General features: G+C 69.4%; 30 protein-coding genes. 17 read left to right on the top strand and 13 right to left on the bottom strand.

Translation table 11 applies throughout. The features are described from left to right. The 6 genes from ACGFZS_RS47380 to ACGFZS_RS47355 all read left to right on the top strand — a co-directional run. A partial coding sequence (locus tag ACGFZS_RS47380) for a peptidoglycan DD-metalloendopeptidase family protein (protein WP_393800434.1) occupies nucleotides 1-4,297 on the top strand: 4,297 nt, incomplete at its 5' end. A 1-nt stretch (nucleotide 4,298) separates the two neighbouring features. Continuing rightward, nucleotides 4,299-5,234 carry a phage distal tail protein gene (locus ACGFZS_RS47375; RefSeq protein WP_393800433.1) on the top strand — a complete coding sequence of 312 codons (936 nt, stop codon included), beginning with the start codon at nucleotides 4,299-4,301 and terminating at the stop codon, nucleotides 5,232-5,234. A 14-nt stretch (nucleotides 5,235-5,248) separates the two neighbouring features. Next, nucleotides 5,249-6,421, top strand: a complete 1,173-nt coding sequence (locus ACGFZS_RS47370; protein WP_393800432.1) for a siphovirus ReqiPepy6 Gp37-like family protein — start codon at nucleotides 5,249-5,251, stop codon at nucleotides 6,419-6,421. Between the two features lies 1 nt (nucleotide 6,422). Further along, nucleotides 6,423-7,436, top strand: coding sequence for a hypothetical protein (locus tag ACGFZS_RS47365; RefSeq protein ID WP_393800431.1), 1,014 nt, complete (start codon nucleotides 6,423-6,425; stop codon nucleotides 7,434-7,436). A gap of 20 nt (nucleotides 7,437-7,456) precedes the next feature. After that, nucleotides 7,457-10,333, top strand: a complete 2,877-nt coding sequence (locus ACGFZS_RS47360) for a glycosyl hydrolase family 28-related protein (protein ID WP_393800430.1) — start codon at nucleotides 7,457-7,459, stop codon at nucleotides 10,331-10,333. Nucleotides 10,334-10,362: 29 nt separating this feature from the next. Next, on the top strand, nucleotides 10,363-10,647 hold the full coding sequence (locus ACGFZS_RS47355) for a hypothetical protein (protein WP_393800429.1): 285 nt from the start codon (nucleotides 10,363-10,365) through the stop codon (nucleotides 10,645-10,647). On the opposite strand, the gene ACGFZS_RS47350 is transcribed toward ACGFZS_RS47355, so the two are convergent. Continuing rightward, nucleotides 10,593-10,883 carry a hypothetical protein gene (locus tag ACGFZS_RS47350; protein ID WP_393800428.1) on the bottom strand — a complete coding sequence of 97 codons (291 nt, stop codon included), beginning with the start codon at nucleotides 10,881-10,883 and terminating at the stop codon, nucleotides 10,593-10,595. The genes ACGFZS_RS47355 and ACGFZS_RS47350 overlap by 55 nt on opposite strands. 190 nt (nucleotides 10,884-11,073) lie before the next feature. Between ACGFZS_RS47350 and ACGFZS_RS47345 the strand changes: the two genes are divergently transcribed. From ACGFZS_RS47345 to ACGFZS_RS47310, 8 genes are all read left to right on the top strand, one after another. Then, the gene (locus ACGFZS_RS47345; protein ID WP_393800427.1) at nucleotides 11,074-11,964 is read left to right on the top strand and encodes a hypothetical protein; all 891 of its coding nucleotides are present in this window, start codon (nucleotides 11,074-11,076) and stop codon (nucleotides 11,962-11,964) included. Nucleotides 11,965-11,966: 2 nt separating this feature from the next. After that, nucleotides 11,967-12,875, top strand: coding sequence for a peptidoglycan-binding protein (locus tag ACGFZS_RS47340; RefSeq protein WP_393800426.1), 909 nt, complete (start codon nucleotides 11,967-11,969; stop codon nucleotides 12,873-12,875). Then, on the top strand, nucleotides 12,872-13,228 hold the full coding sequence (locus tag ACGFZS_RS47335) for a hypothetical protein (RefSeq protein WP_393800425.1): 357 nt from the start codon (nucleotides 12,872-12,874) through the stop codon (nucleotides 13,226-13,228). Before ACGFZS_RS47340 ends, ACGFZS_RS47335 begins: the two co-directional genes overlap by 4 nt. Nucleotides 13,229-13,242: 14 nt before the next feature. After that, nucleotides 13,243-13,611, top strand: coding sequence for a hypothetical protein (locus tag ACGFZS_RS47330; RefSeq protein ID WP_393800424.1), 369 nt, complete (start codon nucleotides 13,243-13,245; stop codon nucleotides 13,609-13,611). Between the two features lie 42 nt (nucleotides 13,612-13,653). After that, nucleotides 13,654-13,998 (top strand): hypothetical protein, encoded by a 345-nt coding sequence (locus ACGFZS_RS47325; RefSeq protein WP_393800423.1) that lies wholly within the window; start codon nucleotides 13,654-13,656, stop codon nucleotides 13,996-13,998. After that, a complete protein-coding gene (locus ACGFZS_RS47320; RefSeq protein ID WP_393800422.1) occupies nucleotides 13,995-14,660 on the top strand; it encodes a hypothetical protein in 666 nt (221 codons plus the stop codon). Before ACGFZS_RS47325 ends, ACGFZS_RS47320 begins: the two co-directional genes overlap by 4 nt. A 9-nt stretch (nucleotides 14,661-14,669) precedes the next feature. Continuing rightward, entirely contained in the window at nucleotides 14,670-15,878 is a 1,209-nt protein-coding gene (locus tag ACGFZS_RS47315; protein ID WP_393800421.1) for a hypothetical protein, read from the top strand. A gap of 76 nt (nucleotides 15,879-15,954) precedes the next feature. After that, nucleotides 15,955-16,143 (top strand): hypothetical protein, encoded by a 189-nt coding sequence (locus tag ACGFZS_RS47310; RefSeq protein WP_393800420.1) that lies wholly within the window; start codon nucleotides 15,955-15,957, stop codon nucleotides 16,141-16,143. Here ACGFZS_RS47310 and ACGFZS_RS47305 read toward each other — a convergent pair. From ACGFZS_RS47305 to ACGFZS_RS47290, 4 genes are all read right to left on the bottom strand, one after another. Then, complete coding sequence (locus ACGFZS_RS47305; RefSeq protein WP_393800419.1) at nucleotides 16,140-16,883, bottom strand: hypothetical protein; 744 nt, start codon at nucleotides 16,881-16,883, stop codon at nucleotides 16,140-16,142. The two genes, ACGFZS_RS47310 and ACGFZS_RS47305, sit on opposite strands and share 4 nt — an antisense overlap. A gap of 425 nt (nucleotides 16,884-17,308) precedes the next feature. Further along, entirely contained in the window at nucleotides 17,309-17,536 is a 228-nt protein-coding gene (locus ACGFZS_RS47300) for a hypothetical protein (RefSeq protein ID WP_393800418.1), read from the bottom strand. An 11-nt stretch (nucleotides 17,537-17,547) separates the two neighbouring features. Next, nucleotides 17,548-17,805, bottom strand: coding sequence for a hypothetical protein (locus tag ACGFZS_RS47295; RefSeq protein ID WP_393800417.1), 258 nt, complete (start codon nucleotides 17,803-17,805; stop codon nucleotides 17,548-17,550). Nucleotides 17,806-17,824: 19 nt separating this feature from the next. Then, nucleotides 17,825-18,187: a hypothetical protein gene (locus ACGFZS_RS47290; protein ID WP_393800416.1), complete on the bottom strand. Its 363-nt coding sequence runs from the start codon at nucleotides 18,185-18,187 to the stop codon at nucleotides 17,825-17,827. Nucleotides 18,188-18,401: 214 nt separating this feature from the next. On the opposite strand from ACGFZS_RS47290, the gene ACGFZS_RS47285 reads away from it, so the two are divergent. The 3 genes from ACGFZS_RS47285 to ACGFZS_RS47275 are packed head-to-tail and all read left to right on the top strand — an operon-like array spanning nucleotide 18,402 to nucleotide 20,100. Further along, complete coding sequence (locus ACGFZS_RS47285; protein ID WP_393800415.1) at nucleotides 18,402-18,692, top strand: hypothetical protein; 291 nt, start codon at nucleotides 18,402-18,404, stop codon at nucleotides 18,690-18,692. Next, complete coding sequence (locus ACGFZS_RS47280; RefSeq protein WP_393800414.1) at nucleotides 18,689-19,723, top strand: site-specific integrase; 1,035 nt, start codon at nucleotides 18,689-18,691, stop codon at nucleotides 19,721-19,723. The genes ACGFZS_RS47285 and ACGFZS_RS47280 overlap by 4 nt, the downstream gene beginning before the upstream one ends. Continuing rightward, nucleotides 19,720-20,100, top strand: a complete 381-nt coding sequence (locus ACGFZS_RS47275) for a DUF6233 domain-containing protein (protein WP_393800413.1) — start codon at nucleotides 19,720-19,722, stop codon at nucleotides 20,098-20,100. The genes ACGFZS_RS47280 and ACGFZS_RS47275 overlap by 4 nt, the downstream gene beginning before the upstream one ends. On the opposite strand, the gene ACGFZS_RS47270 is transcribed toward ACGFZS_RS47275, so the two are convergent. The 8 genes from ACGFZS_RS47270 to ACGFZS_RS47235 form a co-directional block, all read right to left on the bottom strand. Next, nucleotides 20,066-20,407, bottom strand: coding sequence for a hypothetical protein (locus tag ACGFZS_RS47270; RefSeq protein WP_393800412.1), 342 nt, complete (start codon nucleotides 20,405-20,407; stop codon nucleotides 20,066-20,068). The genes ACGFZS_RS47275 and ACGFZS_RS47270 overlap by 35 nt on opposite strands. A gap of 68 nt (nucleotides 20,408-20,475) precedes the next feature. Next, nucleotides 20,476-21,330 carry a hypothetical protein gene (locus ACGFZS_RS47265; protein ID WP_393800411.1) on the bottom strand — a complete coding sequence of 285 codons (855 nt, stop codon included), beginning with the start codon at nucleotides 21,328-21,330 and terminating at the stop codon, nucleotides 20,476-20,478. 264 nt (nucleotides 21,331-21,594) lie between these two features. Further along, nucleotides 21,595-21,756, bottom strand: coding sequence for a hypothetical protein (locus tag ACGFZS_RS47260; protein ID WP_393800410.1), 162 nt, complete (start codon nucleotides 21,754-21,756; stop codon nucleotides 21,595-21,597). A 69-nt stretch (nucleotides 21,757-21,825) separates the two neighbouring features. After that, nucleotides 21,826-22,092, bottom strand: coding sequence for a hypothetical protein (locus ACGFZS_RS47255; protein ID WP_393800409.1), 267 nt, complete (start codon nucleotides 22,090-22,092; stop codon nucleotides 21,826-21,828). 9 nt (nucleotides 22,093-22,101) lie between these two features. Beyond that, the gene (locus ACGFZS_RS47250; RefSeq protein ID WP_393800408.1) at nucleotides 22,102-22,353 is read right to left on the bottom strand and encodes a hypothetical protein; all 252 of its coding nucleotides are present in this window, start codon (nucleotides 22,351-22,353) and stop codon (nucleotides 22,102-22,104) included. Between the two features lie 10 nt (nucleotides 22,354-22,363). After that, on the bottom strand, nucleotides 22,364-22,564 hold the full coding sequence (locus ACGFZS_RS47245; protein WP_393800407.1) for a DUF6011 domain-containing protein: 201 nt from the start codon (nucleotides 22,562-22,564) through the stop codon (nucleotides 22,364-22,366). Continuing rightward, the gene (locus ACGFZS_RS47240) at nucleotides 22,564-22,710 is read right to left on the bottom strand and encodes a hypothetical protein (RefSeq protein ID WP_393800406.1); all 147 of its coding nucleotides are present in this window, start codon (nucleotides 22,708-22,710) and stop codon (nucleotides 22,564-22,566) included. Before ACGFZS_RS47240 ends, ACGFZS_RS47245 begins: the two co-directional genes overlap by 1 nt. A gap of 126 nt (nucleotides 22,711-22,836) precedes the next feature. After that, nucleotides 22,837-23,307, bottom strand: coding sequence for a hypothetical protein (locus ACGFZS_RS47235; protein WP_393800405.1), 471 nt, complete (start codon nucleotides 23,305-23,307; stop codon nucleotides 22,837-22,839). Nucleotides 23,308-23,316: the final 9 nt, after the last annotated feature.

Raw genomic sequence — 23,316 nt, 5'->3', positions numbered from 1 at the left:
GGTGGACGCGAAGCAGAAAGTCGCGGACACCGACCAGCAGGTCGCCGACCGGCAGCGAGCCCTGGCCGAGGCTCAGGCGAACGTCACCAAGGCGCAGGTGGACGGGCAGCGGCAGATCGCGGACGCGCAAGCGGCCGTCGCCGACGCCGCCCGCAGCGTGGCCGAGGCCCAGCAGTCGGCGGCCGCGCAGTCCTCCAAGCTCGACCAGACCCTGGCCAAGCTGTCCCCGAACGCGAAGGCGTTCGTCGGCGAGCTGCAGGAGATGGCGCCGGCGTGGCGGGACATGAAGCTGGACGTCCAGGACCGTCTGTTCTCCGGGATCGCCACCCGCCTCGGCCGGGTCGGCGGCCAGATCCTGCCGACCGTCCGCACTGGCCTGGTCGGCGCGGCGGGCGACCTGAACCTGATGGGCCGCAACGCGCTGACCGCGGTGTCCAACTTGCAGAAGACCGGCACCCTCAAGAAGGTCTTCGACGGCGTGCACCAGTCGCTGGGGAACCTCGCCCGGGTCCCCGGCCAGCTCGTCACCGGGTTCGCGCAGCTGTCGGTGGCCGCGCAGCCCGCGTTCGACCGCATGACCAACGGCGCGGCCGGCGTGATCGACCGGGTGATGGACAAGCTGTCGGCGGGCCTGAAGTCCGGTGAGCTGACCGACGCCATCAGCACCGCCCTGGATGTGGCGGTGAAGTTCGGTCACGTCCTCGGCGACATCGCGGGGATCATCGGTGGCCTGTTCAAGGCCGCGGCTGCGGCGGGCGGGGACTTCTTTGGGACGATCGGCGCCGCGCTCGCCGAGGTCCGCCGCATCATCACCCTCCCCGAGGTGCAGGCCGCCCTCACCAGCGTGTTCAAGGCCATCAACGCGATCGCGAACCTGCTCGCCACCACCCTGGGCGCGGCCATCCAGGCCGCTCTGCCCCTGATCTCCGCGCTCACTCCCGTCATCGAGCAGCTCGCCGACGTGTTCGGGCCGGTCATCACCAGCCTTGTTCAGTCCCTCGCCACCGCCCTGATGCCCATCGTCCGCGCGCTCCTGCCGGTCATCCAGACCGTGATGGGCGTCATCGTCGGCCTGGTCCAGTCCCTGATGCCGCTGCTGCTGCCCATCGGCCGGCTGATCGGCGCGGTCATCACCGCGCTGGCGCCGGTGGTGACACTCCTCGGGCAGAGCTTGATCACCGTGGTCGACGCGCTCGTCCAGGCCCTCATCCCGGTCGCCAACGCCCTCATCCCCGCCGTCAGCATGATCGGGGTGCTGCTGGCGAAGCTGGCGCCGCTGTTCCCGCAGATCCTGACCGCGCTCCTCCCGCTCCTCCCGTCCCTGAGCCAGCTGATCGTTCAGCTGCTGTTCCTCGCGGTGAACGTCCTGACCCCGCTGATCCCGCTCATCGTCTTCGTGGCCGGCGTCATCACCGGGGCCCTGGCGGGCGCGCTGCGGGTCCTGGTGCCGATCGTCACCAAGGTGATCGGCTGGGTCACCGACCTCGTCAAGGTCATCGACTGGGCCGTCAAGTGGATCGTGAAGGCATTCCAGTGGCTGTTCGACGTCCTCCTCGGCCACTCGATCATCCCGGACATCGTGCACGGCGCGATCGACTGGTTCTCCCGCATGTGGAAGCGGCTGAAGGAGATCGTCACCGCCCTCAAGGACGGCATCGTCAACCTGTTCAAGGGCCTCAAGACCGGCGCCACCCAGGTCTGGACGGGTTTCTGGAACAGCGTCCAGTCGATCGCCTCCGACACGTGGAAGACCACCCGGCAGGGCTTCGACACGTTCGGGAAGGGCCTCACCGCAGCATTCAAGAACATCCGGGACGGCATCGGGAAAGTCTGGACCGGCCTGAAGACCCTGGTGTCCGCGCCGATCAAGTTCTGGATCGACGTCGTCTACAACAAGGGCATCGTCGGCGTGTGGAACGCCACCGCCGGAAAGATCCCCGGCATCCCCAACCTGTCGAAGATCAGCCTGCCCAAGGGGCTCGCCCGCGGCGGGATCCTGCCCGGCTGGTCCACCTGGCGCGACGGCGACGACCAACTCGTGCCCATGCGGCGCGGCGAAGGCGTGTACGTCTCCGAGGTCATGCGCGACCCCTACGAGCGTCAGCGCCTGCACGCCATGAACCAGGCCGCGATCCGCGGCCAGCACCCGGCCGTCGCCCGCGCCCAGTACGGATTCTCCGAAGGTGGCATCTTCGGGTCGATCGGCAACGCCATCAGCAGCGTCGGCTCATCCATCGCCGACGGCGTCGGCGGGGTCCTGAAGAAGGGCACCGACGCCGTCCGCGGCACCTTCGGCGCCCTCGCCGAGAAGGCGTTCAAACCGGTCAAGCAGGGCCTCACCAAGGCGTTGGGCTCCAACGTCAACACCTACCCCGGGATGATCGCCTCCGCGCCGCTGATGTTCATCGACAGGGCGATCGACTACATCCGCGGCAAGGACATCCCCGAGGCGTCCGGGCAGTGGATCAAACCCGTCAACGTCCCGTACGGCACCCGGTTCGGCGTCAAGGGCAGCATGTGGAGCTCGGGCCGGCACACCGGCCTGGACTTCCCCGCCCCCGTCGGGCGCAAGGTCGTGGCCGTCGACAACGGCACCGTCCAGTCCGCGGTGTCCGGCGGCCCGTACGGCAAGCACGTCATGGTCAGCCACGGCGGCGGCCTCGCCTCCCTGTACGCACACATGTCGGCGATCGCAGCGAAGGTCGGCTACGGCATCAAGCAGGGCGCCCGAATCGGCTCGGTCGGCGCCACCGGCAACGTCACCGGCCCCCACCTCCACCTCGAGGCCCGCGTCCACGGCAAGGCCGTCGACCCCATGCCGTACCTGACCGGCAGCGGCACCGGCGACGGAGGCAGCGGCGTCCAGCGCTGGAAGGGTGTCGTCCAGCAGGCCCTCGGTCAGGTCCACCAGTCCCTCAGCCTGGTCAACACCACGCTGCGCCGCATGAACCAGGAGTCCGGCGGCAACCCGCTCGCGGTCAACCGCACCGACTCCAACTGGAAAGCCGGCCACCCCTCCGTCGGCCTCATGCAGGTCATCGACTCCACGTTCCGGGCCTACGCCGGGAAGTACCGCAACACCGGCCCGTTCTCGTACGGCGTCTCCACGAACCCGATCGCGAACATCTACGCCAGCATGAAGTACGCGCTGGCCCGCTACGGCAGCCTGGCGGCCGCGTACAACCGGCCCGGCGGCTACGCCCGCGGCGGCCTCATCGGCGGCCTCAGGATCGGCCGCGGCCGCCCCCGCGGCTACGCCTCCGGCGGGGTCATCACCGTCGGCGGAAAGCGGATCGACACCGGCCCGATCGCCTCCTCTGTCGGCGCCGACTTCCTCAAGCAACTCGCCGGCACGGCAGCGCAGATCGACGCCGCCATGACCAAGGTCGCCACCGCGGTCAAGAACGCGTTCAAGGGCGTCAAGACGTCCCTGGACAACAAGCTCCTCGTCCAGATCGCGGGCACGAACAAGATGCTGGACGCGCTGGCCAAGCAGCGCGACGCGATCGCCGCCAAGCTGGCGGCCGCCGAACAACTCCGCGCGGACAGCGTCGGCCAGGCCACCAGCTTCGCCCAGATGACGAGCCTGCCCAGCGCCGGGAACACGTTCGACGCCGGCGGGATCCTGTCCGGGCTGCAGACCCGCCTCGCGCAGATCCGGAAGTTCTCCGGGAACATCCGCATCCTCGGACAGCGCGGCCTGTCCAAGACGCTGCTGCAGCAGATCATCAGCGCGGGCCCGGACCAGGGCGCCTCCTACGCGCAGGCCCTGGTCGACGCCACCCCGGAACAGCTGAAGGACATCAACACCACCCAGAGCGCGATCGCGAAGTCGTCGGAGGCCTACGGCAAGTACGCGGCGGACGCCATGTACGACGCCGGCGCCCAGTCCGGGAAGGGCTACCTGACCGGCCTGAAGGCGCAGGAGGACTCCATCGACAAGGCCATGTCCGCTCTGGCGAAGAAGATCCAGGCCGCGATCAAGAAGGCCCTGAAGATCAAGTCGCCGTCGAAGGTGTTCGCGGAACTCGGCAAGTACACCGTGCAGGGCTTCGCCCAGGGCGTCCACGCCACCGCCCCCGAAGCGGCCCAGGCAGCCGCGAGCATGGCCAATTTGGTCCGCGGATCCGCTGCGGCCGCCACCGCCCGCGTCGAGAACAACAGCACCGCGGCCACCTACGGCGACCGGAACCTCTACTACAGCGCCACCACCCGCGAGGTCGCCTCCCGGCAGTCCGTGCTCGCCGCTCTTGCCATGGACGACATGCTCCACCGGCCCGTCGTGAACGGAGCGTGACATGCCCATCCTCGTCCCCGCGATCACCACGCCACCCGGGCCCGGCGTCACCTGGCCGACCCGCGTCAACGAGCAGCCCACCATCTCGTTCACCGACCCCGCGGGCGCGGTCACCAACTTCTCCGACTGGGCCAACGGCTGGGTCCTCCAGCCCGGCGCCAAGGGCCTGGACATGCCCACCTACGCATTCACCCAGGACGAGTCCCCCGGCATCGACGGCTACGCCATCCGGCAGGTCCGCGCCGGCGGCAAGGAGATCGCCCTGCCGATCGCGTTCTGGGCCGACGACTCCCGCACCGCCTACCTCACCCGCCGCCGCACCCTGATCCGCTCCCTCAACCCCAAGCGCGGCGACGGCACCCTGACCGTGGTGCAGGCCGACGGCACCGCCCGCACCATCGGCGCCCGCTACTCGGCTGGCCTGGAGGGCGACGAGTCCCTGGACGCGGCCGGTACCCGCTGGTGCATGGGCGTCCTCACGTTCGCCTGCCCGTCCCCGTTCTGGCTGGGCGCCGAGGCGACCACCGAGTGGCGGGCCGCCGTGTCGGGGACGTTCTTCCCGTTCCTGCCCCTGGTCGTCGGCAACTCCCAGGTCCTCGGTGCGGTGACCGTCGACAACGACGGCGACGACGACGCGTTCCCGGTGTGGACGGTGACCGGGCCGGCGACCGCGATCAGCCTGACCAACACCACCACCGGTGAGGTCCTCGTCCTCACCCACACCATCACCGTCGGCGACACCATCGTCATCGACACCCGGGAACGCCAGCAGACCGCGGTCCTCAACGGCACCACGAACCTGTGGGGCGACCTCACGGACGCCTCGACCATGTGGGCGCTCGAGCCCGGCATCAACGACCTCACCCTCACCGTCACCGGCAGCACCTCGAACACCCGTGTCCGCATGACCTACCAGCCCCGCTACCTGGCCGCCTGAGAGGAGGACACATCGTGGATGCCAACGCGCTGCGCGTGTACGTACGCGACAGCGGCCTGAACCGTCTCGGGCAGGTCGCCGACTACACCTCCCTCACGGTCATCCCCCGCTACAACGCGGTCGGCGCGTTCACCCTCGAGGTGTCCGCCGACAGCGACAAGGCCGGCCTGCTCGTCGAAGGGAACGGGCTCATCGTCCGTACCGCCGACGGCAGCACGGTCATGTCCGGGCCGATCCGGTCGGTCGACTGGTCCCGCTCGGCCAGCGACGGCGGCTCGGGGAAGCTGACGGTCGGCGGCGTCGACGACACCAGCGTCCTCGCCCAGTACACGTGCTGGCCCACCCCCACCGCGGTCATCGGATCGCAGACCGACTCCGTGTACAAACTGTCCGCGGTCAAGGCAGAGACGGGCATGCGGACCCTGGTCAACGTCAACGCCGGACCGGGCGCCCTCGCGAGCCGGAAGAACCCGCTGCTCACGCTCGCCGCGGACGGCCTGCACGGGGCCACGATCACCCGTCAGGTCAACCAGTTCGACAACCTCCTGACCGTTCTCGCCGACATCGCGGGCAGCGCGGGCCTCGGCTTCCGTGTCGTCCAGGTCGGGCTGGGCCTGCAGTTCCAGGTGTACGTCCCGGCCACTCAGGCCGCGGCCCGATTCTCGTTCGGGCTGGGGAACCTGACCGACGCCTCCTACACCACCACCCCGCCCACCTGCACCCGCGCCATCGTCGTCGCCGGCGGCGGCACCAGCCCCCGCGTGTGCAAGACGTACGACCGCACCGACCCCATCTACCCGGGCCTGGTCATCGAGCAGTTCGTCGACCAGACCAGCGTGGACACCGCCAGCGTGGACCTGACCGCGCAGATGGACCAGGCCGGCGACGAGGCCCTCACCAACGGGGCCGGGCAGGGCGCCCTGTCCATCTCCCCGATCGACATCCCCCAGCTCCGCTACGGCCGCGACTACAGCGTGGGGGACACCGTCTCGGCCGACATCCGCGGCGACTGGTACACGGACGTCGTCCGCGAGGTCTCCCTGACCTGCACCGCGCAGGACGGCCCGAAGGTCACCGCCACCGTCGGCGGGGACTCCACCGGCACCTCCACCGTTGCCCGGATCTACGCCTACATCGCCCAGGTCAAGAAGGACGTCGGGCGCCTGAAGACAAGGAAGGCAGCCTGACATGACCGAGTTCTCCGCGCCGTTCGACGGCTCCAGCATCAGCACCGAACTCCAGTGGTCGCGGATGGCCCGCCGCTGGGGCTCCGACGGCGCCCACACCGAGGACCCGGCCACCACCGTCCTGAAGGTCACCGGCTCCGGCACCACCACCGTGTCGGTCGCCCCCGGGATGGCGTTCGTCAACGGGTTCTTCTACCACCTGGACGCCGCCAAGACGTTGGCCGTGCCCGCGAACGCCGGCGGCGCCGCCCGCGTCGACATGGTCGTGCTCCGCGCCGACCAGTCCGCGAACAGCGTGACCGCCGTGTACAAGACCGGCGGCACCACCGCCCCGCCGCTCACCCAGGACGAGACCGGCGTGTGGGAGATCCCCCTCGCCCAGTGCACCGTGGCCGCCGCCTCCACCGTCGTCCTCGCAGCGAACGTCGTCGACCGCCGCTACTTCACCAGCCGCGGCGTACTGCCCGCCCTGTCCAGCAACCGGCCGCCCAGCGCGAAGAACACCCTCCTCGTCGACGAGACCGGCCTGTACGTCGGCGACGGCGCGAACTGGAACTGGCTCACCAGCGTGGGCGTGAAGGACTTCACGTTCACCCCCACCTGGTACGCCGACACCAACATCGTCACCTGGGGCGGCGGGTCCGTGAACATCGGCCGCGCCCAGGTCGTCAACAAGCGCGTCGACTTCACCATCGAACTGCAGCCCACCGGGAACCCGGCCGGCATCGACGCACCCCTGCAGGTGTCCCTGCCGCCCGGGCTGCCCTGCACCAGCGGCCACCGCTCCCTGTTCGTGTGGAACTTCTCGTCCGGTAACGGCGAGGGCTCCGCGGTCGGCGTCGCCATGTGCTTCCCCACCGAGTCCACCTCGAAGATCGCCCGGTTCCGGTACTCGATGACGAACGGATCCACCACCTCAGACCGGCCCAACTCCTTCAGCCTCACCAACAACACGCCGTTCAACATCCGCTCGGGTGACGTCTTCACCGTCGACGGCTCCTACTGGCTCACCTGAGCCGAGAAAGCGAGACTCCTGTGGCCCGTCACCTGTTCGGGGGCAGCCCGGCCGACTACGCGGCTGAGAAGGTCGGCAACCAGCTCCTGCTGCGGCCGGACGCCGAAGGCACCGTGTGGGACTCCCTGACCGGCGGCACCCAGATCACCGACCTGACCGACACCACCGGCGCGCCCATCACCACGGTGACCGCAGACACCGACGGCGCGGTGACGTTCTACGGCCCCGACGGCGTCACCAGCGTGTACACGGACTTCGGGTACGGGCGCCGCTACGTCATGGCCGCGACCGACACCGGGGCCGCGCTGGCCGCGTTCATCGCGGAAGGGGGAGCGCCGGGCGGCTGGGCGGTCCTGGACGGCAGCGGCAAGGTCGACCCGGCGCAGCTCACCAAGCAGCTCGACTGGGCCGTCGCCACCGACGCCGCCTACGGCGCGACCGGCAACGGCACCACCGACGACACCGCGGCCCTGCAAGCCGCCGTGAACGCCGCCGCGGCCGCGCAGAAGACCCTCTACATCCCCAAGGGCACCTACATCGTGTCCACGCCGATCAGCATCCCCGCCGGCGAGGGCATGGCCATCGTCGGCTCCGGCTGGGGTACCTCGATCAAGCTGAAGAACTCCTCCAACTGCTACGTCTTCGCGATGACCGCCGCCGACACCCGCATCACCATGCGGGACATGACCATCGACGGGAACTGCACCGGCCAGGGCACCACCGGCAGCAGCGGCGGCATCAACGCCGCCGGAGCGGTCGCCTCCTGCTTCGACAACATCCACTTCACCGCCTGCCGCGACGATGCCCTCTACCTCGGCGGGCAGACCGGCGGCGCGTTCGGCCACAACAACCGGGTGATCGGCTGCCTGTTCGACCAGTCGATGAGCTCCACCGGCCCGGGCCGCGGCATCCACATGGACTCCTCGGACGAGAACCAGATCCTGGCCTGTGACTTCGAGTACCTGGGCGGCGCCGGCACCAACCCGGCGATGGTCTACGACCAGGCGGGCACGCAGTTCATCTCCGACTGCAACTTCGTCAACGGCGCCCACGACGTCATCGGCGTGAAGGTGCAGGACACCAAGTCCACGAAGATCACCGGCTGCAACTTCGACGGCCTCGCCGGGACCGCTATCTTCCTTGCCGCGCAGCGCTGCGTCGTCACGTCCTGCACGATCTTCTCAGTCGGGCACGCTGGGACAGCGGGAGCGGCGTCCGGGATCCACCTGGAGTACGCCACCGCCGGGAACATCGTCTCCGACAACGTCATCACCTCCGACCCCACCAACGGGGTCTCCCGCACCGCCATCCGGGAAGCCTCCGACGGAGGCTCCGGCGGCAACATCATCAGCGAGAATCAGATCATCACCACCGGTACCTGGTCCTACGCCGCCCTCGACCTGAGCGGGAAGAACTCCCAGGTCCTGGGGAACGTGGGCGGCGGCCGGACGGGCAACCAGACGACGTTCATCAACGTCAAGGACTACGGCGCCGTCGGCGACGGCACGACCGACGACACCGCCGCCATCCAGGCCGCCCTGAACGCGGTGCCCGCCAACGGGGCGACGGTCCTCATCCCCACCGCCACCTTCAAGATCACCTCTCCGTTGACGGCCAGCATCACCGGTACCGAACTCATCGGCCTCGGGCACGCCTCCCGCATCCTCTTCGACGGCTCCGTCGCAACCACCGCCATCCAGGCCTCCGGGAACATCCGCCTCTTCGTCCGGGACATGCGGATCTCCCAGACCAACGCCTCCCACGTCGGTACCGCCGTGGACATCTCCAACTGCAACGGCGCCGTCGTCGAACGCCTCCTCATCGACGCCGGCGGCAGCGGCGTCGCCCCGCTGGTCGGCGTGAAGCTGAACGCCGCCACCTGCCACTACAACACCGTCCGCGAGTGCCGGATCAACTACGGCGGCACCGCCTCCGCCGGCGTGTACCTGAGCGGCGGCTCGCACTCCAACATCGTCCAGGGCTGCCGCCTCGTCCCCTCCGGCGACGACGCCGCGAGCTCGGGCATCTACGTGGGTAACGCCCACTCCATCACGCTCATCCACCCCGACGTCGAGAACGCGGCCGGCAACGGCATCTGGCTGGACACCGGCGCGGACAGCGCCACGATCCTCAACGCCTACAGCGAGCAGAACAACATCAACCTGAAGATCAGCTCGGGGGTCACCGCCCCGACGGTCATCGGCGGCACCTACCAGACCGGCACCACCGCCAACGTCCAGGACAACGGCGCCCTCAGCGCGTTCATCCTCAACGCGTGGCCCAACAGCGGCGGCGGCAACAGCTACAGCCGCATCAGCCTGGCCGGCGCCGACAAGTTCTCCATCAACGGCATCCAGGTCCCCGCCAACATGCTCATGGCGTCCGACCTCGGATTCGCGGCCTTCAACTACGACCCGGCCAACACCTCCAACACCACCCTGACCGTGTCCGGGACCCTCTACCTGGCCCGGGTCACCCTGCGGTACGCCACCACCATCAGCAAACTGGCCGTGGCCATCGCCACCGCAGCCTCCGGGGTGACGGCGAACCAGAACTTCCTGGCACTGATCGACTCCACCGGCACGATCCGCGCCGCCACCGCGGCCGGAGCGATCGACACCGCCCTGGCCTCCAGCGGGCTCCTCAACCAGGCGGTGGTCACCCCCTATGCGGCACCGGCGGGAACGTACTGGGTCGCCTTCCTCAACGTGGCCACCACCCCGGCCACCCTGGGCCGCTCCTCGGGCCTGTCCCTGACCATCGCGAACGGCGGCCTGACCGCGTCGAACTACCGCTTCGCCACGAACGGCAGCGGACTCACCGCGCTGCCCGGCTCGATCACACCGGGTTCGAACAGCCTCACCAACGCCTTCACCATGTGGGCCGGCGTCAGCTGACCCACCACGGACAGGAGCAAGCCGTGCCGATGCTCACGCCAGACACCGCAGCAGACCCCGAGCCGGGCCCGATCACGGGCGTGGTGGCCGCTTCCCCCGGCTGGCGGGTGAACGCGTACGCACCGCGCGGCACCGACATCTCCGCGGTGCCCACGCCGTCCCACGTGGTGGCGTGGGCACTCATCCCCAACCTGCTGGAGCCGGGCGGGAGCACGGTGCAGCCGGTGTTCGTGGCGGGCGCCCGGACGTGGACGCCGGATCAGTTCCGGGCCGCGTACGGGGAGTCGCTCGAGCTGAAGGTGGCGCCGGCCTGAGGGGACTGGCGGGCCTCCAGGGAGGCGACGGCCTGGGTGTAGGCGGCTTCGTCCAGGCGGTCACGCCACATGCCGTGACGGACTATCTCCACGCCATCCAGGCCGCCCAGGGCGTGGGGGCCGGAGGCGTAGAGGACGGAGCGGTCGCGGGGGCTGGTGCGGGTCTGGCGGCACCACGCGTGGAACTCGGCGAGGCTGCGGGCGAGTACGACGGTGCGGACGGGGCTGTGGGCCATACCGCGAGCGTACGAACACCCGCCCGGATCGTTCCCCGCGTGAGCATGCCGACGGGCCACGGGGTCCGCACTCCGTGGCCCGCCAGGCCGTCCCTCTGAGCGGAGGAAACAACACACACAATAGCGGCTAGCCTGTGATTCGACGCGAAAGATCCTTGTATTTCTTCGAATTGAAGGCTAGGAGGGGTTGGTGGAGACGACGTCCGCTCCCGCCCAGTACCCGCTCGGGAAGCTCCCCGCACAACCCGCGCGCCCGCAACTCAGGCTGTCCGCCGTCCTGCAGGAACGACTCGCCGCCCCACCGGCCTCCTGCGACTACCAGTCCGACATCATCACCTGGCCCATGTACGCCAACGACAGCGTGGGCGACTGCACCTGCGCCGGCGTCGGCCACATGGTCAACCAGCTCACCTTCTACGGCTCCGGCACCGAGATCCAGCCGACCGAGAAGAACGTCCTGGGCATGTACTCGGCCATCACCGGCTACACCCCCACGAACCCCGACTCGGACACCGGCGCCTACTGCCAGGACGTCCTCGGCTACTGGCGCAAGACCGGCCTCGAGGGTCACAAGATCGTGGCCTACGCCAGCCTGGACGTCTCCGACCTCACCGAGGTCAAGCAGGCCATCGCCACCTTCGGCACCGTGTACGTCGGAATGAGCTTCCCCGACAGCGCGATGGACCAGTTCAACGCGGGCGAGACCTGGGACGTCAAGCGCGGCGCCCGGGTCGAGGGCGGACACTGCGTCATCGTCGGCGCCTACGGGAACAAGAAGTTCGGCCTCGTCACCTGGGGCGCCGAGACCGAGATGACCGAGGCGTTCTGGAAGAAGTACGTCGACGAGGCCTGGGTCGTCCTGGACGCCGACGGACTCACCAAGGCCGCCTCGTACTTCACCGGCGCGCCGTCCTTCTACGCCCTGGGCGTCCAGTTCGCGACCCTGACCGGCGAGGCGAACCCGATCCCGGAGCCCCAGCCGCAGCCCACCCCCGAACCGTCTCCCACGCCGACGCCCGCCGTCACGGGGGCCGAACTCGGCGAAAAGATCCGCGACCTGCTCACCCAGAACGGAGTCTGACCATGCCCGATCTGTGGATGCCCGGCGCCGTCAAGACGGACGTCGGCGACCACGCCCCGTGCGACACCCAGTACCCGGCCAAGGCCATCGCTCACATCACGTGGGACAAGAACGCCTCGGCTGCAAAGCCCGTCGACCTGGTGCCGTTCGCGAACCTCAAGGCGTACTTCACCGGCGGCGGCGCCGGGATGGCCCCGCACATCCTGTGGTCGCCGTTCACCGGCGAGTTCGCCCAGTTCTTCCCGGCCGACTCCCGCTCCAAGTCCGTCGTCGACCTGTCCGGCGGCACCAGGACCAACCGCGCTGGCAAGGTCGTCCTCCAGATCGAAGCGCTGTTCTTCCCGTACTGCAGGGTTGACGGGAAGGTGTACGCCAAGCTGTCCGACACCCCGTGCAAGGGCTGGCAGCAACTGCAGGACTGGGTGCACTCCTGGGGCGTCCCCAACACCTGGCCCATGGGCAGGCCCACGGACTTCACCCCGCACCGCTCGGAGTCCGTGTGGGAGTCGCAGGGCGGCTGGTACGGACACTCCCAGGTCCCGGAGAACACCCACCAGGACCCGGGCACGTGGCCAGCGTTCGTGACCGTCACCCCGGCCAAGCCGACCCCGGCGCCCGCGAAGCCGAAGGTGGCGCTCGCGCACGTGGTGTACGCGGCCAAGCACGACCCGGCAGCCGCCCAGGGCCACACCACCTACAAGAGCGAGGTCCTGCTGGTCGAGCGCGCCCTGAAGGCCGAAGGACTCCTCTCCGGCACGTACGTCGACGGCTCCTTCGGCACGAAGACGAAGGACGCCTACAAGGCCTGGCAGAAGAAGCTCGGCTACAGCGGCACCGGCGCCGACGGCATCCCCGGTAAGAGCAGCCTGACCAAGCTGGGCACCAAGCACGGCTTCCAGGTCACGGCGTGAGCATCGTCAACCTGACGCCTCGGGTCGTCCGCATCTACAACGCGGACCGGCCCGACAGCGTCGACGACATCGACCTCGGTCTCGAGCACGTCATCGACCCCGCTCCGCAGGCTGCGGACCTGGAGCCGATCGAGCTGGTCACCATCTACCAGGACGAGGTCCCGGTGGAGCTGATCGAGTACGGGCACGCCGACAACCTGCCCGCGGCCCGGGACGGCGTGTTCTACATCGTCCCTCTTGAGGTGGCCCTGGCGCTGCACCCGCGCCGCACGGACCTCCTCGTCACGCACACCGACGTCACCACCTCCGACGGCACCGTCATCGGCTGCCGCTCCCTCGCCCAACCCACCTGAGAGAAGAGAACACAGTGAAGATCTTCGGTCGTGAACCGGTCGCCATCCTGGCGTTCGTCGCCGTCGCCCTCAAGCTCAGTGCCGCCTACGGCGTCCACGTCACCGACAGCCAGCAGGCCCTCATCATGGCCTTCCTGTCCTGCTGCGTGGCCGGCGCCAACGCGCTCATCCTCAAGAACGGTGCCGCGTTCGCCGCGATCGTCAACCTCGGCCAGGCCGGCCTCGCCCTGTTCATGGGCTTCGGCCTCAACATGTCCGCGCACACCCAGTCCCTGTGGATGCTGGCCGTCGAGGGCGGCGTCGCCATTGTCATGCGCCGCGAGGTCACCGCGCCGATCCCGTCCCTGAAGGTCGAGCAGTCCAGCCTCGTCAGGGCCGCCTGACCCTGTGGCCCCGTTAGCCACCCCCCACCCCCGGAGTAGCCAGTGAACGATGATCCGTCTCTCGGTGAACTGGGGCGGCTCATCCAGGCCCTCCGGGGCGACGTCCGCGAGGACATGGCACAGATCAACCAGCGCCTGGACCGGCTGGTCTCGATCGACGTGTACTCCGTGGAAAAGGCCGCCCTGGTCAAGGACATCACCGATCTGGAGAAGACGGTGCAGCAGATGTCCGCCAAACACGACCGGGACATCGCAGCCGTTCAGGAACAGCGCATCCAAGACGCTGACCGGATCACGCAGACCCGGCGCTGGCTCGTCGGGGCGGTCATCTCACTGCTCGGCCTGGTCGTCCCAGTGATCCTCTTTATGGCAGGAGGCAAGACGTGACTCCCCCGAGGCCTGGCAGCCGGGTGGAACGACGCCGGCGGAACCGCCGGGACAACTGGATCGCTGCTGTGGCGATCGTCCTCGCGGCCGCGGCGCTCGCCGCCGTGGTCACCGGGTTCCTGGTGATGTCACAGGACCTGTCAGCCGAACGCCGCCGTAACGACCTGCTGGCGGCGCAGGTGGAATCACTGGGTGGGACACCGGTGGCCGGGCCGCGCGGCTCGGCAGGGACCGCGGGTCTGGTCGGCCCGTCCGGGGCTCCCGGGGCGTCGGGGAAACCCGGCAAGGACGCCCCGACCATCACCCCCAGCCCGGGCCCCACCGGACCGGCAGGCGCCACCGGGCCGTCCGGTGCGCCCGGCGCCGACTCCACCGTGTCAGGCCCGACCGGGCCCGCCGGCCAAGACGCCACCGGCGCGCCCGGGAAAGACGGGACCAACGGCTCCAACGGATCCCCACCGTCGTCGTGGACGTACACCGACCAGTACGGCAACAAGTACGAGTGTGAGCCGGTCGACAACTTCGACCCGGACAACCCCCGCTACACGTGCACGCAGACGTCCACCGCCGACCCCACCCCGTCCGACACCCCTACGCCCTCGCCGAGCGACTCGGGTACGGCGCTGCTCCCGCTCGGCCTGCTCGCCCTGCGCCGCACCTAGGAGGCCGTGATGCCCACCTTCCCTGACGACGTCCCCACGAAGCTGGTCCACCTGACGGTGAACAGCCCCGCCGGTGCCACCGCAGCGACCGGCACGGTCCGCCTGTCGCCGAACGTGCCCGCGGTCGTCATCGACGGCACACCGGTGCAGTGGACCGGGGGAGGCGTCTACCGGTTCGACACCCAGGGCCGTCTCGTCGACACCGACGGCACCACCGTGGGCGTCCGGCTCCTGGACAACAGCGCGGCAGGCTCCAACCCGACGGGCTGGATATGGCAGGCCATCACCACCGTCGGCGGCCAGTCCAGCGTCCGGTACTTCACCCTCGCGGGCACGCCCGACGAGGTCGACCTGACCGATCTGCTGGTCCTCGACCCGAGCACCCCGCACTACGTCACCGTCCCTGGCGCGCAGGGCCCGGCCGGACCGACTGGCGCCACCGGCGCGCAGGGCCCCAAGGGCGACACGGGCGATACCGGGCCTGCGGGCGCGGCTGGAGCCGACGGAGCGCAAGGCCCGACAGGCGCCACTGGTGCGGCCGGCGCGACAGGCGCCACTGGTGCGGCCGGCGCGACAGGGGCCACCGGCGCCCAGGGAGCGAAGGGCGACACCGGCGACACGGGACCGGCCGGGCCGACCGGTGCCACCGGAGCTCAGGGCCCGGCAGGAGCCGATGGCGCGGCCGGTGCCACCGGCCCGACGGGCGACACAGGACCGCAGGGCCCGAAAGGCGACAAGGGAGACCCCGGCGACAGCGCGACCATCCGCACCTCCGACGTGCGGCTGACCCCCGGCGACGTGACGCTCCCTTCCGCTGGAACGTGGACGGTCGTGACGTCGGGCAGCACACCGCTGTCGGCATCGATCACAGCTGCCGTCGGAGACCGCATCCAGGTCAGCCCCTCGTTCATGCGCGCCGGCAGCGGGTCCTTCCTCGACCTCGTCATCCTGACGTCCGCAGGCACGATCTCCCGCTACCTGGGCACCGACTCGGCCACCCCTCTCACCGAGGGGCACCCGTCGTACTACCCGCAGGCCTCCAGCTTCCCCGGCGTTCCCGGCACCATGCAGATCGTGGTGGGCGCGGGCGAGGTCGACGGCAGCGGGAAGGCCACGATCGCACTGGCCTATCAGGGCTCGGGCGGAGAGACGATCTACTCCAGCACGACGTACCCGTGGTACATGCTCCTCACCAACCTCGGGCCCGAACCCGCCTGATCCGAGCGGAGGGAACGTTCGGGCGGAATCCGGCCACACTCGGCTGAAAGGGCAGGCCGAGGGAAGGCGGGGGACCGTGAGGCGCAGCAAGCAGCACGACAGCCAGATCGTCATCGACGGCGCTCACGGATCCACGTACGCCGTCGGAACCGTGGAGCAGATCGACGCCAACCTCGAGAGCCTGCGGCACCACCGCGGGCACCCGGACATCGACCGACTCCTGGACGCCCGCCTCCTCGTCGGATCGCTCCGCCGGTCCGCCTAGTAGTTGCCTTCCATGCCCTTCTTCAACGCGGCGAGCTCGGGCCCGGATTCGGCGGCCGGAACCTTCCACCGGTACACGCTGCCGTCCCCGTCGGTGTAGGCGATCGTCCCGCCGCGCTGCGTCTCGGCCAGGTCGAACGCGATGGTCCGCCAGTGCCAGGTACCCGCCTGCACCATCCCGCCCCCGGTGAACCCGTTGGGAGTGATCGACGAGGCGTCGTTCTCACCCTCGTCGACAGCTTGCCCGTCCGGGGCGATCCACTGCCAGCCGCCGCCCTCGATCGGCGCGGACTCCGCCGCCGCAGTGGCCCCGGTAGCGCGGTCCTTAACGGTGATGATGGCGTACACGCCGTTCGCCGCAGTGTTTCCCATCGCGGTCTTGGCGTAGACGACGGTCGACGGCGTGACCTCGAGGGCCCCGCCGCCCGGGCCACCGTCCACGGGGAACTGCGCGCCGACGGTTGCCGCTGTCTTCCCCCAACCGAGAGTCTGCGCGCCGGTGGTGCCGTCCCCGCCCGTACCGGCCGCGCCAGCGCAGTTCTTCACCCAGGTGGCCTGGTCCAGGCTCTGGTCGGCACAGTCCACGGACGGGCTGGCGGCCGGCGTGCTCGCGCTGCGCACGGCTGGCGTCTTCGAGGCGCTCTCGGCGGCGGTGTCCTTGCCGGTGCTGCTGCACGCGGTCAGCGCGGCGAGCAGTAGGACGGTGACGGCAGCGGCCGGTCTGACGGTACGGGTGCGCATGTCTGATTCCCCCCAGTTGATGTACGACGAACGCACCGTAGACGGATATGGAGGGATCACGAAGGGGAGTGACCAGGTCGTGACACGCACGCTCGTACGATGGCGGCATGCTGACCGCTGACAGACCGAAGCCGCCCGCCCCGGAGTGCCCGCCGAACCTGGTGGGCCCGTGCCAGGCATGTCAGCATCCGTGCCACCGGTACGGGCCGGGCGGGAACCCGCTGTGCGTGCTGTGCACCGCCGACCTGGAGGCGTGGCGGGCAGGACGCAAGTGATCGGCTAGGATCGCTGTCTGGAACGTACTGCCCCACGCGCAGCGTAGAGCGGCGGACGAAAGCCACTGACCTCTGACAACTGAACAGCCGATAGCCTGCATGACGGTGCGCCCGCCTGTTTTCCTCAGGCGGGCGCACCGTCGTATGCGGTCACTTCTGCGCGATGACTAGGCAGTCGCCGCACCACCGCTGTCCGGGCTCGTCCAGGTCGACCGGCACGTCGCGCGTTCCGGCCGGCAGGGTGATGCCCTCCGTGTTGCTGCACGCGATCGGGTGGAAGTCGCACTCGCCGTTGCAGACATGCCCGTCTCCGAGGAGGTGCCAGAGTTGGATCGGGCGATCGTGGTCGTCACGCGTGCGCTCGGGTGTCGCCAGCATGGTCGGCGTCCTCACTCCTCGGTGGTGGAGGCGTTGGGCAGGTGGGCGCGGCCTGCGTCCGTGATGGTCAGCGGGCGCTTGACGCCGAGGAGATCGCCGTAGACGGCCCACCCTCGCTTCACCAGGGATGCGGCGGTCACCTTCGGGATCGGCATGTTGCCGGGTGCGATGATCCACCAGGAGCCGCTGTGCTCCCAGCGGTAGACATCTCCCCTCGCGATGAGCGCGAGGGCGTCGGTCTGCGCCTTCGTCGGCTTCGGAATAGCCATGGCTGGTGTCCTCACTTCCCTACTTCTCTCCTCGCATGGCTCGCCCGAATTCCTCCACGGACTGGGCTGCCTGCTGGATGTCCTTGGGCAGGTGGTACCGGTTGACGTGGTTGTTGATGCTCTCCTGGGTGCCCCGGTACCCGCAGCCGCGCGGGCACACCTGCCACAGTCCCTGGTCGACCGCCGTCTTGGTGACGGACGTGGCGTCGGTCGGGCCGTAGCCGTGGGTGTGGAGCATCTGCGCGACGGAGCCGCTGTGGTGGATGGCGAGGAACGCGGCCTCGGCCATCTTGTCGTGGCCGGCGGCGAAGAACCGGCCGTAGCCGATGGCGTTGCCGCATCCGCAGTAGCAGAACCCGGTGGGCTGAGCAGTGTCTGTCATGCCGTCAGGTTAGCAACTCTTGGAATCCTTGACAATCCTTGGATTGCTTGGGGTGAGGTATGGGGGCGCCGCGCCGGGCGCAGTCAACGGCCATGCTTAGGATCGTTCCTGACGAAGAATCGAACGCATCGAACAACATCGGGTGGTGCGGGATCGCGCGCCATGGTTCCCGATAAGCTCCCATATCGCCAGGGAAGATCGCTAGAATGTGACCATGACTCAGGCCGACGCCTACACCCCGCCGCCCGCCAAGACTATGGACGACATCGGCAAGGTCGCCGACTTCATCAAGGCCCGCGTCGATCCGCTGCGCGACACGGCCCCGTTCAAGTCCGACCAGGAACGGTCCTTCCAGGCACTCCTTGACCTGCTGGTCATGCTGAAGGCCAGCGCTCGGTCAGACATCGAGCGAGGCACGGATCCGGCGATGCAGCACTTCCAGCTGACGATCGCGGCCAGCCAATGGAACGACCACCCCGACTTCCTGCCGGAGTGGCGTCCGTGAGCACCGACAGCCTGCCCGCCAGGCCTGGCGAACCCCCGCTCCTGCCCGATCAGTTCGACGACGCCCTCCGCGCCCGCCTCGCCGCCCTCGACGCGGCCAGCGACACCCACGCCGACGACCAACGCCCCGACAACACCACCCGCGCATACCGATCCGACTGGAAGACCTGGGAAGCCTTCTGCGCCCAGCTCCAGATCCCACCCACCGCCGCCACCCGCGGCACGTTGCGCGCCTTCGTCGACTACCTGTGGAACCGGGAGAAGCGCGCGTACGCCACCATCGACCGCAAGCTCGCCGGCGTCGTCGTCACCCTCCGGCGGCCGCCGTACCGCGTCCTCGTCGACCCCGACGACACCGAAGCCGCCCGGCAGCTGCTCAAGGACTACGCCAAGAAGGCAGCCGAAGCCGAGGAGCCAGAACGCGGACGCGGCAAGGCCCCCGCCCTCCGCCTGGTCGACCTGCAGCTCATCGTCTCCAAGTGCGACACCGACATCTTCGGCCTCCGCGACCAAGCGATGCTCCTCCTCGGCTTCTCCATCGCCGCCCGCCGCGCCGAACTCGCAGGCCTCCGCCTCCGCAACATCCGCCCCGACGACAACGGCCTCCTGGTCCACGTCGCCGTCTCCAAGACCGACCCCCGCACCGTCCCCGTCCCCTACGGCCGACACCCCGCCACGTGCCCCGTCCGCGCCTGGCAGGCCTGGGCCAACGCCGCCGACATCACCGACCCGGACCGGCACGCCTTCCGCCGCATCCACCACACCGGCTCCGTCCAGCCCCAGGGCCTCACCCCGCAGCGCGCCGGCGACATCATCACCGCCGCAGGCCTCCGCGCCGGATGCGCCAACCTCTTCACCGGCCACTCCGTACGCTCCGGCATGGCCACCGAAGCCCGCCGCAAGGGCAAGGACCGCAAGGCCATCGCCGCGATCACCGGCCACAAGCCCGGCTCCAAGGTCCTCGACGGCTACATGCAGATCGTCGACCAGTGGGACGAGAACGACAACGCCCTGATCGGTATCGGCCTGTGACAGAACGCCACGGAGAAGAGGAACCACGGATCCTGGTGGTCCTGCCCAACGGCCAGGTCCTCAACGGTGTCCTCCGCGGCCGCCGCCGGGACCCGGACGGCACCTGGTGGTACCAGACCACCGTCGACATCCCCGCCAGCGTCGTACAGCCCGTGCCCGGCCAGGACTACGACAGCGTGCCCACGGTCATCCAGGACACCTACCCCTGGCAGCTCGAGGTGCCGGCCACACCCGGCGAGGGCCCGGGGATCCTGCACCGCGGCGACTGCACCGCAGCCGTGCGGGCCCTGACCCCGGTTCCCGACAACACCCAGGCCCGGCTGTTCCTGCGGGAGAACTGGGCTACTCCGTGCGAGGTGTGTCAGCCCCAGCCGTGAGCGCGTCCCGCAGGTAGAGAGGGAGTGCCTGGCGGACGTCCGGGCCCGCCTTCCATCCCGCGGCCGCCAACTCGTCGGCGGTCGCCGTCACCACCGTCCCCGTGTCCGTCCGCACGGTGGCCCGGAACGTTTCCCCACCGCGGGCCGGATTCCCCGCCAGGTAGCCGGCCAGCACCGCCCGCGCGATATCCGCGGGCGCGGCGCTGGTGGTGGCCCGGCCGTAGCCCTTGGACAGCCACACCTTGCTGAACGGCTCGTACAACTCGATTTCCCAGGTCAATCGCACTGGGGTGTCTTCGCAGGTCATGTCTGGGATTGTTCCGCGCCCGCTTGCCCGCCGATGGCGATGTCTAAGATGTCCGATTCTGGGGGCGGTTAGCGCTGCGCGGGGGTGTCCCAGAACCCGGTGTGGGCGACCGTGTCCGCGGTGACCGGGGGTTCGCGGTCGGCGAGGAGGGGGTGGGTGGCGGCCATCTGCCCGACGAGGAGGTTCACCCAGCGGGACTGCAGCGGCCGGCGCGTGTGGTTGAGGAGCAGCCGGTACTCGCCCGGGTCGGCCGGCTCCGGGCGGACCTTGAGGTAGTCCTTCACTGCGGCGCCGGTGAGCGGCTCGAGGATGAACTGTTTGCCGACGGCTTCGTGGTCGTCGGGGGAGCGGACCTGCCAGGTGTTGTCGGGCTGGGGGTAGAGGTGGCGGGTGTCGAGGCGGACGACCTGGGCGGGGCGCATGCCCTCGAGGAGGAGCCAGACGGCGAGCCGGTCGCGCTGGTAGTGGGTGGAATGGGCCGGGCCCCAGCCGCCGATGACGGCGAACAGGGTTGCGCGTTCCATGCGGTTGAGGCGGTTCTTGGCGCCGGCGGGTCGGGTGGCGCCGGAACGGAGCATGACGAGGTCCGGGGGGATGGTGATGATGTGGCGGCTGTAGGCGGCCTCGTAGAACTGGGTGAGCGCGCTGATACGCCGGTCGTGGGAGCGGGCTGCTTCGGGATGCTGCTGGGCGAGGTAGCCGAGCGCGTCGGGGCCGTCGAAGGGCCGGCCGTCCAGGTAGGGCTGCAGGAAGCAGTCGTGGGCCCAGTCGGCGATGTCCTTGGGGCGGGCGGTGTAGGCGTCGACGGAGTGGGTGCGGCACCAGGTGAGGAAGCTGGTGATCTCGCGCGTGTATTCGGCGCGGGTGGAGGGGCGCAGGGCGGATCCCTCGAGCCAGTCGTGTAGCAGGTCCTCGGCGTCCATGCCCCTTAGTGTGCCCGCCCCAGTGATCGATTTACAAAACTTCCGGCCTACCTCATCCCCGATGGCGGGGTGGTTGCGGCCGACCTGAGAGTGCGGGGCGGGGCCGCGCGTGTGCGGGTTAGAGGGTGGGGTCGTCTGAAGTTTTGTAATCGTCTCGATCATGAGGTGCCCGGTGGGCCGTGTGGGCCCGGACCGGGATCGTGAGAGCACGCTATGACGAAACCGGGGGCCTGTCTGAGACGCCTTCCCCCGGGCGCGCCCCGCCTACGGGTGCGGCGTCGCGATGGGAGCGATGAACAGGTCACCGTTGGCGCTGCGACAGAAGGCTTCCGGGTGGTCGGCCTCCCGCACGCACGGCGGGTACACGACCCCGGACACCGCGTCGGTCTTCCCGCACTCCCTGACGTTGCCCTGCTGTTCCGTCATCGTGCCTCTCCTCATCGTCGGCTCCTCAGGGACGCTATGCCGTTGAGCGTGCATCCTTCCCCCGGCCTGTCAGGGGTCATCGCGCAGCGGCGTGCACGTGCTGGTCCACGGCTGCGCCGTCACCTGCCAGCGCTCCGCGGTCAGCACCACGCGGCCGCTGTGGCACGTCGTCAGGAACAGCCCGCCACGGTTGTCGTCCACAATCCCGCAGTGCGTCTTCCCGTCCGCCGGCCGGTAGCAGAACACGTGCTCCCCAACCCTCGGAACGTAACCGCCGATCGTCTTGCCACCCGGCCACAACTGCGTGATCAGCCAGCCCATGTCGAAGCTGTCCACCGCGGTTCCTCAACTCCGGGTACGGGCGGCTTTCGCTGCGCCGTCGACGCCGTCCTCGTAGAACCGGTTGAACACGCCCCCGGTCAGCGCTCCATAGATGCCGGCGCCCAGAACGCTGCCACCCCGCATGACCTCTTCTTCCTCAATCCCGTTCTGCTTCCCGAGGAACAGAGCCAGGAAGACCGCCTCGTCGTGGGACAACTCCACGGTGACGGTCTCAGGTGCCTCGTCGTCGTCGAGGTCGATACGGCGGATCTTCACGTGCTGCCTCCTAGAGGCCGGGTATGGCGTCCTGGTCGACGTGGTGGTCGGGGGTGGTGGTGCGGTAGTCGGGATCGCAGACGGGCCCGTAGCCTCGCCGCCGGGACTCCGGGTCGGTGAGTTCGTGGTGGCAGCCAACGCCGCGGCACCACACGCGCCGGCGCAGGCCCGGGACGGGTCCGGTCAGGGTCTCCTGCTGCTGCTCTGGCATCACATGCCGGGCCAGCACATGGAGTGGTCCTCGCCGGGCTGCTTCTCCTGCCCGCACCAGCAGATGACGTCGTCGGCAGCCTGGTCCAGGACCGGCGCGGACAGCAGGAGGCGGGCGATGTCTGCTGCGTGTTCGTCGGCTTCCATGCGATGGATTCTCCCAGTTCAGCGATCGGGCTGTACTCGTGACGAGTTCCGTGGCTAGACTTCGCTCACGCGATCAGTGTCAAGGCCACTACCCGGTGCGGGCGGTGGCCTTTATCGTCTCCGGGGTTAGCACTCCCAGCTGCGGGCGACGTCCAGGGCCCGGTCGAGCGCCGAGGCGAGCGGAAGGCGCTGGGACTCCGGAAGGACCATCCCGACGTCGACGTGCTGTCCGGCGGCGTGGTTCTCTGTGACGCCCACGACTACTCCTCCGGAAGCCGCCGCGACCAGCAGGGCCCCCGATACCAACGTGTTGTCGGCCCACCACCCTCGCTCGTTGAGAGCCTTAATCACCTTGGGCAGGTCTGTGGTGGTCACGCCGACCTCGGCGACGCCTCGGCTGTCCGGGCCGGTGATTCCGAACTCGCCGAGCCCGGTTGCGTCGGAGCGGGTGATGCGCACGAGGACTTCGGCGTCGCCCAGGTCGGCGGTCAGGCCAGCGGGGGTGACGCGGAGCGTGGTGCCGTCACTACTGGTGTAGTCCCAGGGCTGCGGGGTGAGTTCTGCTGTGACGATGTTGATGGCGTCCTTGAAGTCCATGGGGCGCTC

It is taken from the genome of Streptomyces sp. NPDC048288, from assembly GCF_043201555.1.
Classification (GTDB): Bacteria; Actinomycetota; Actinomycetes; order Streptomycetales; family Streptomycetaceae; genus Streptomyces.
This window is presented reverse-complemented; position numbering and strand designations above follow the sequence as displayed.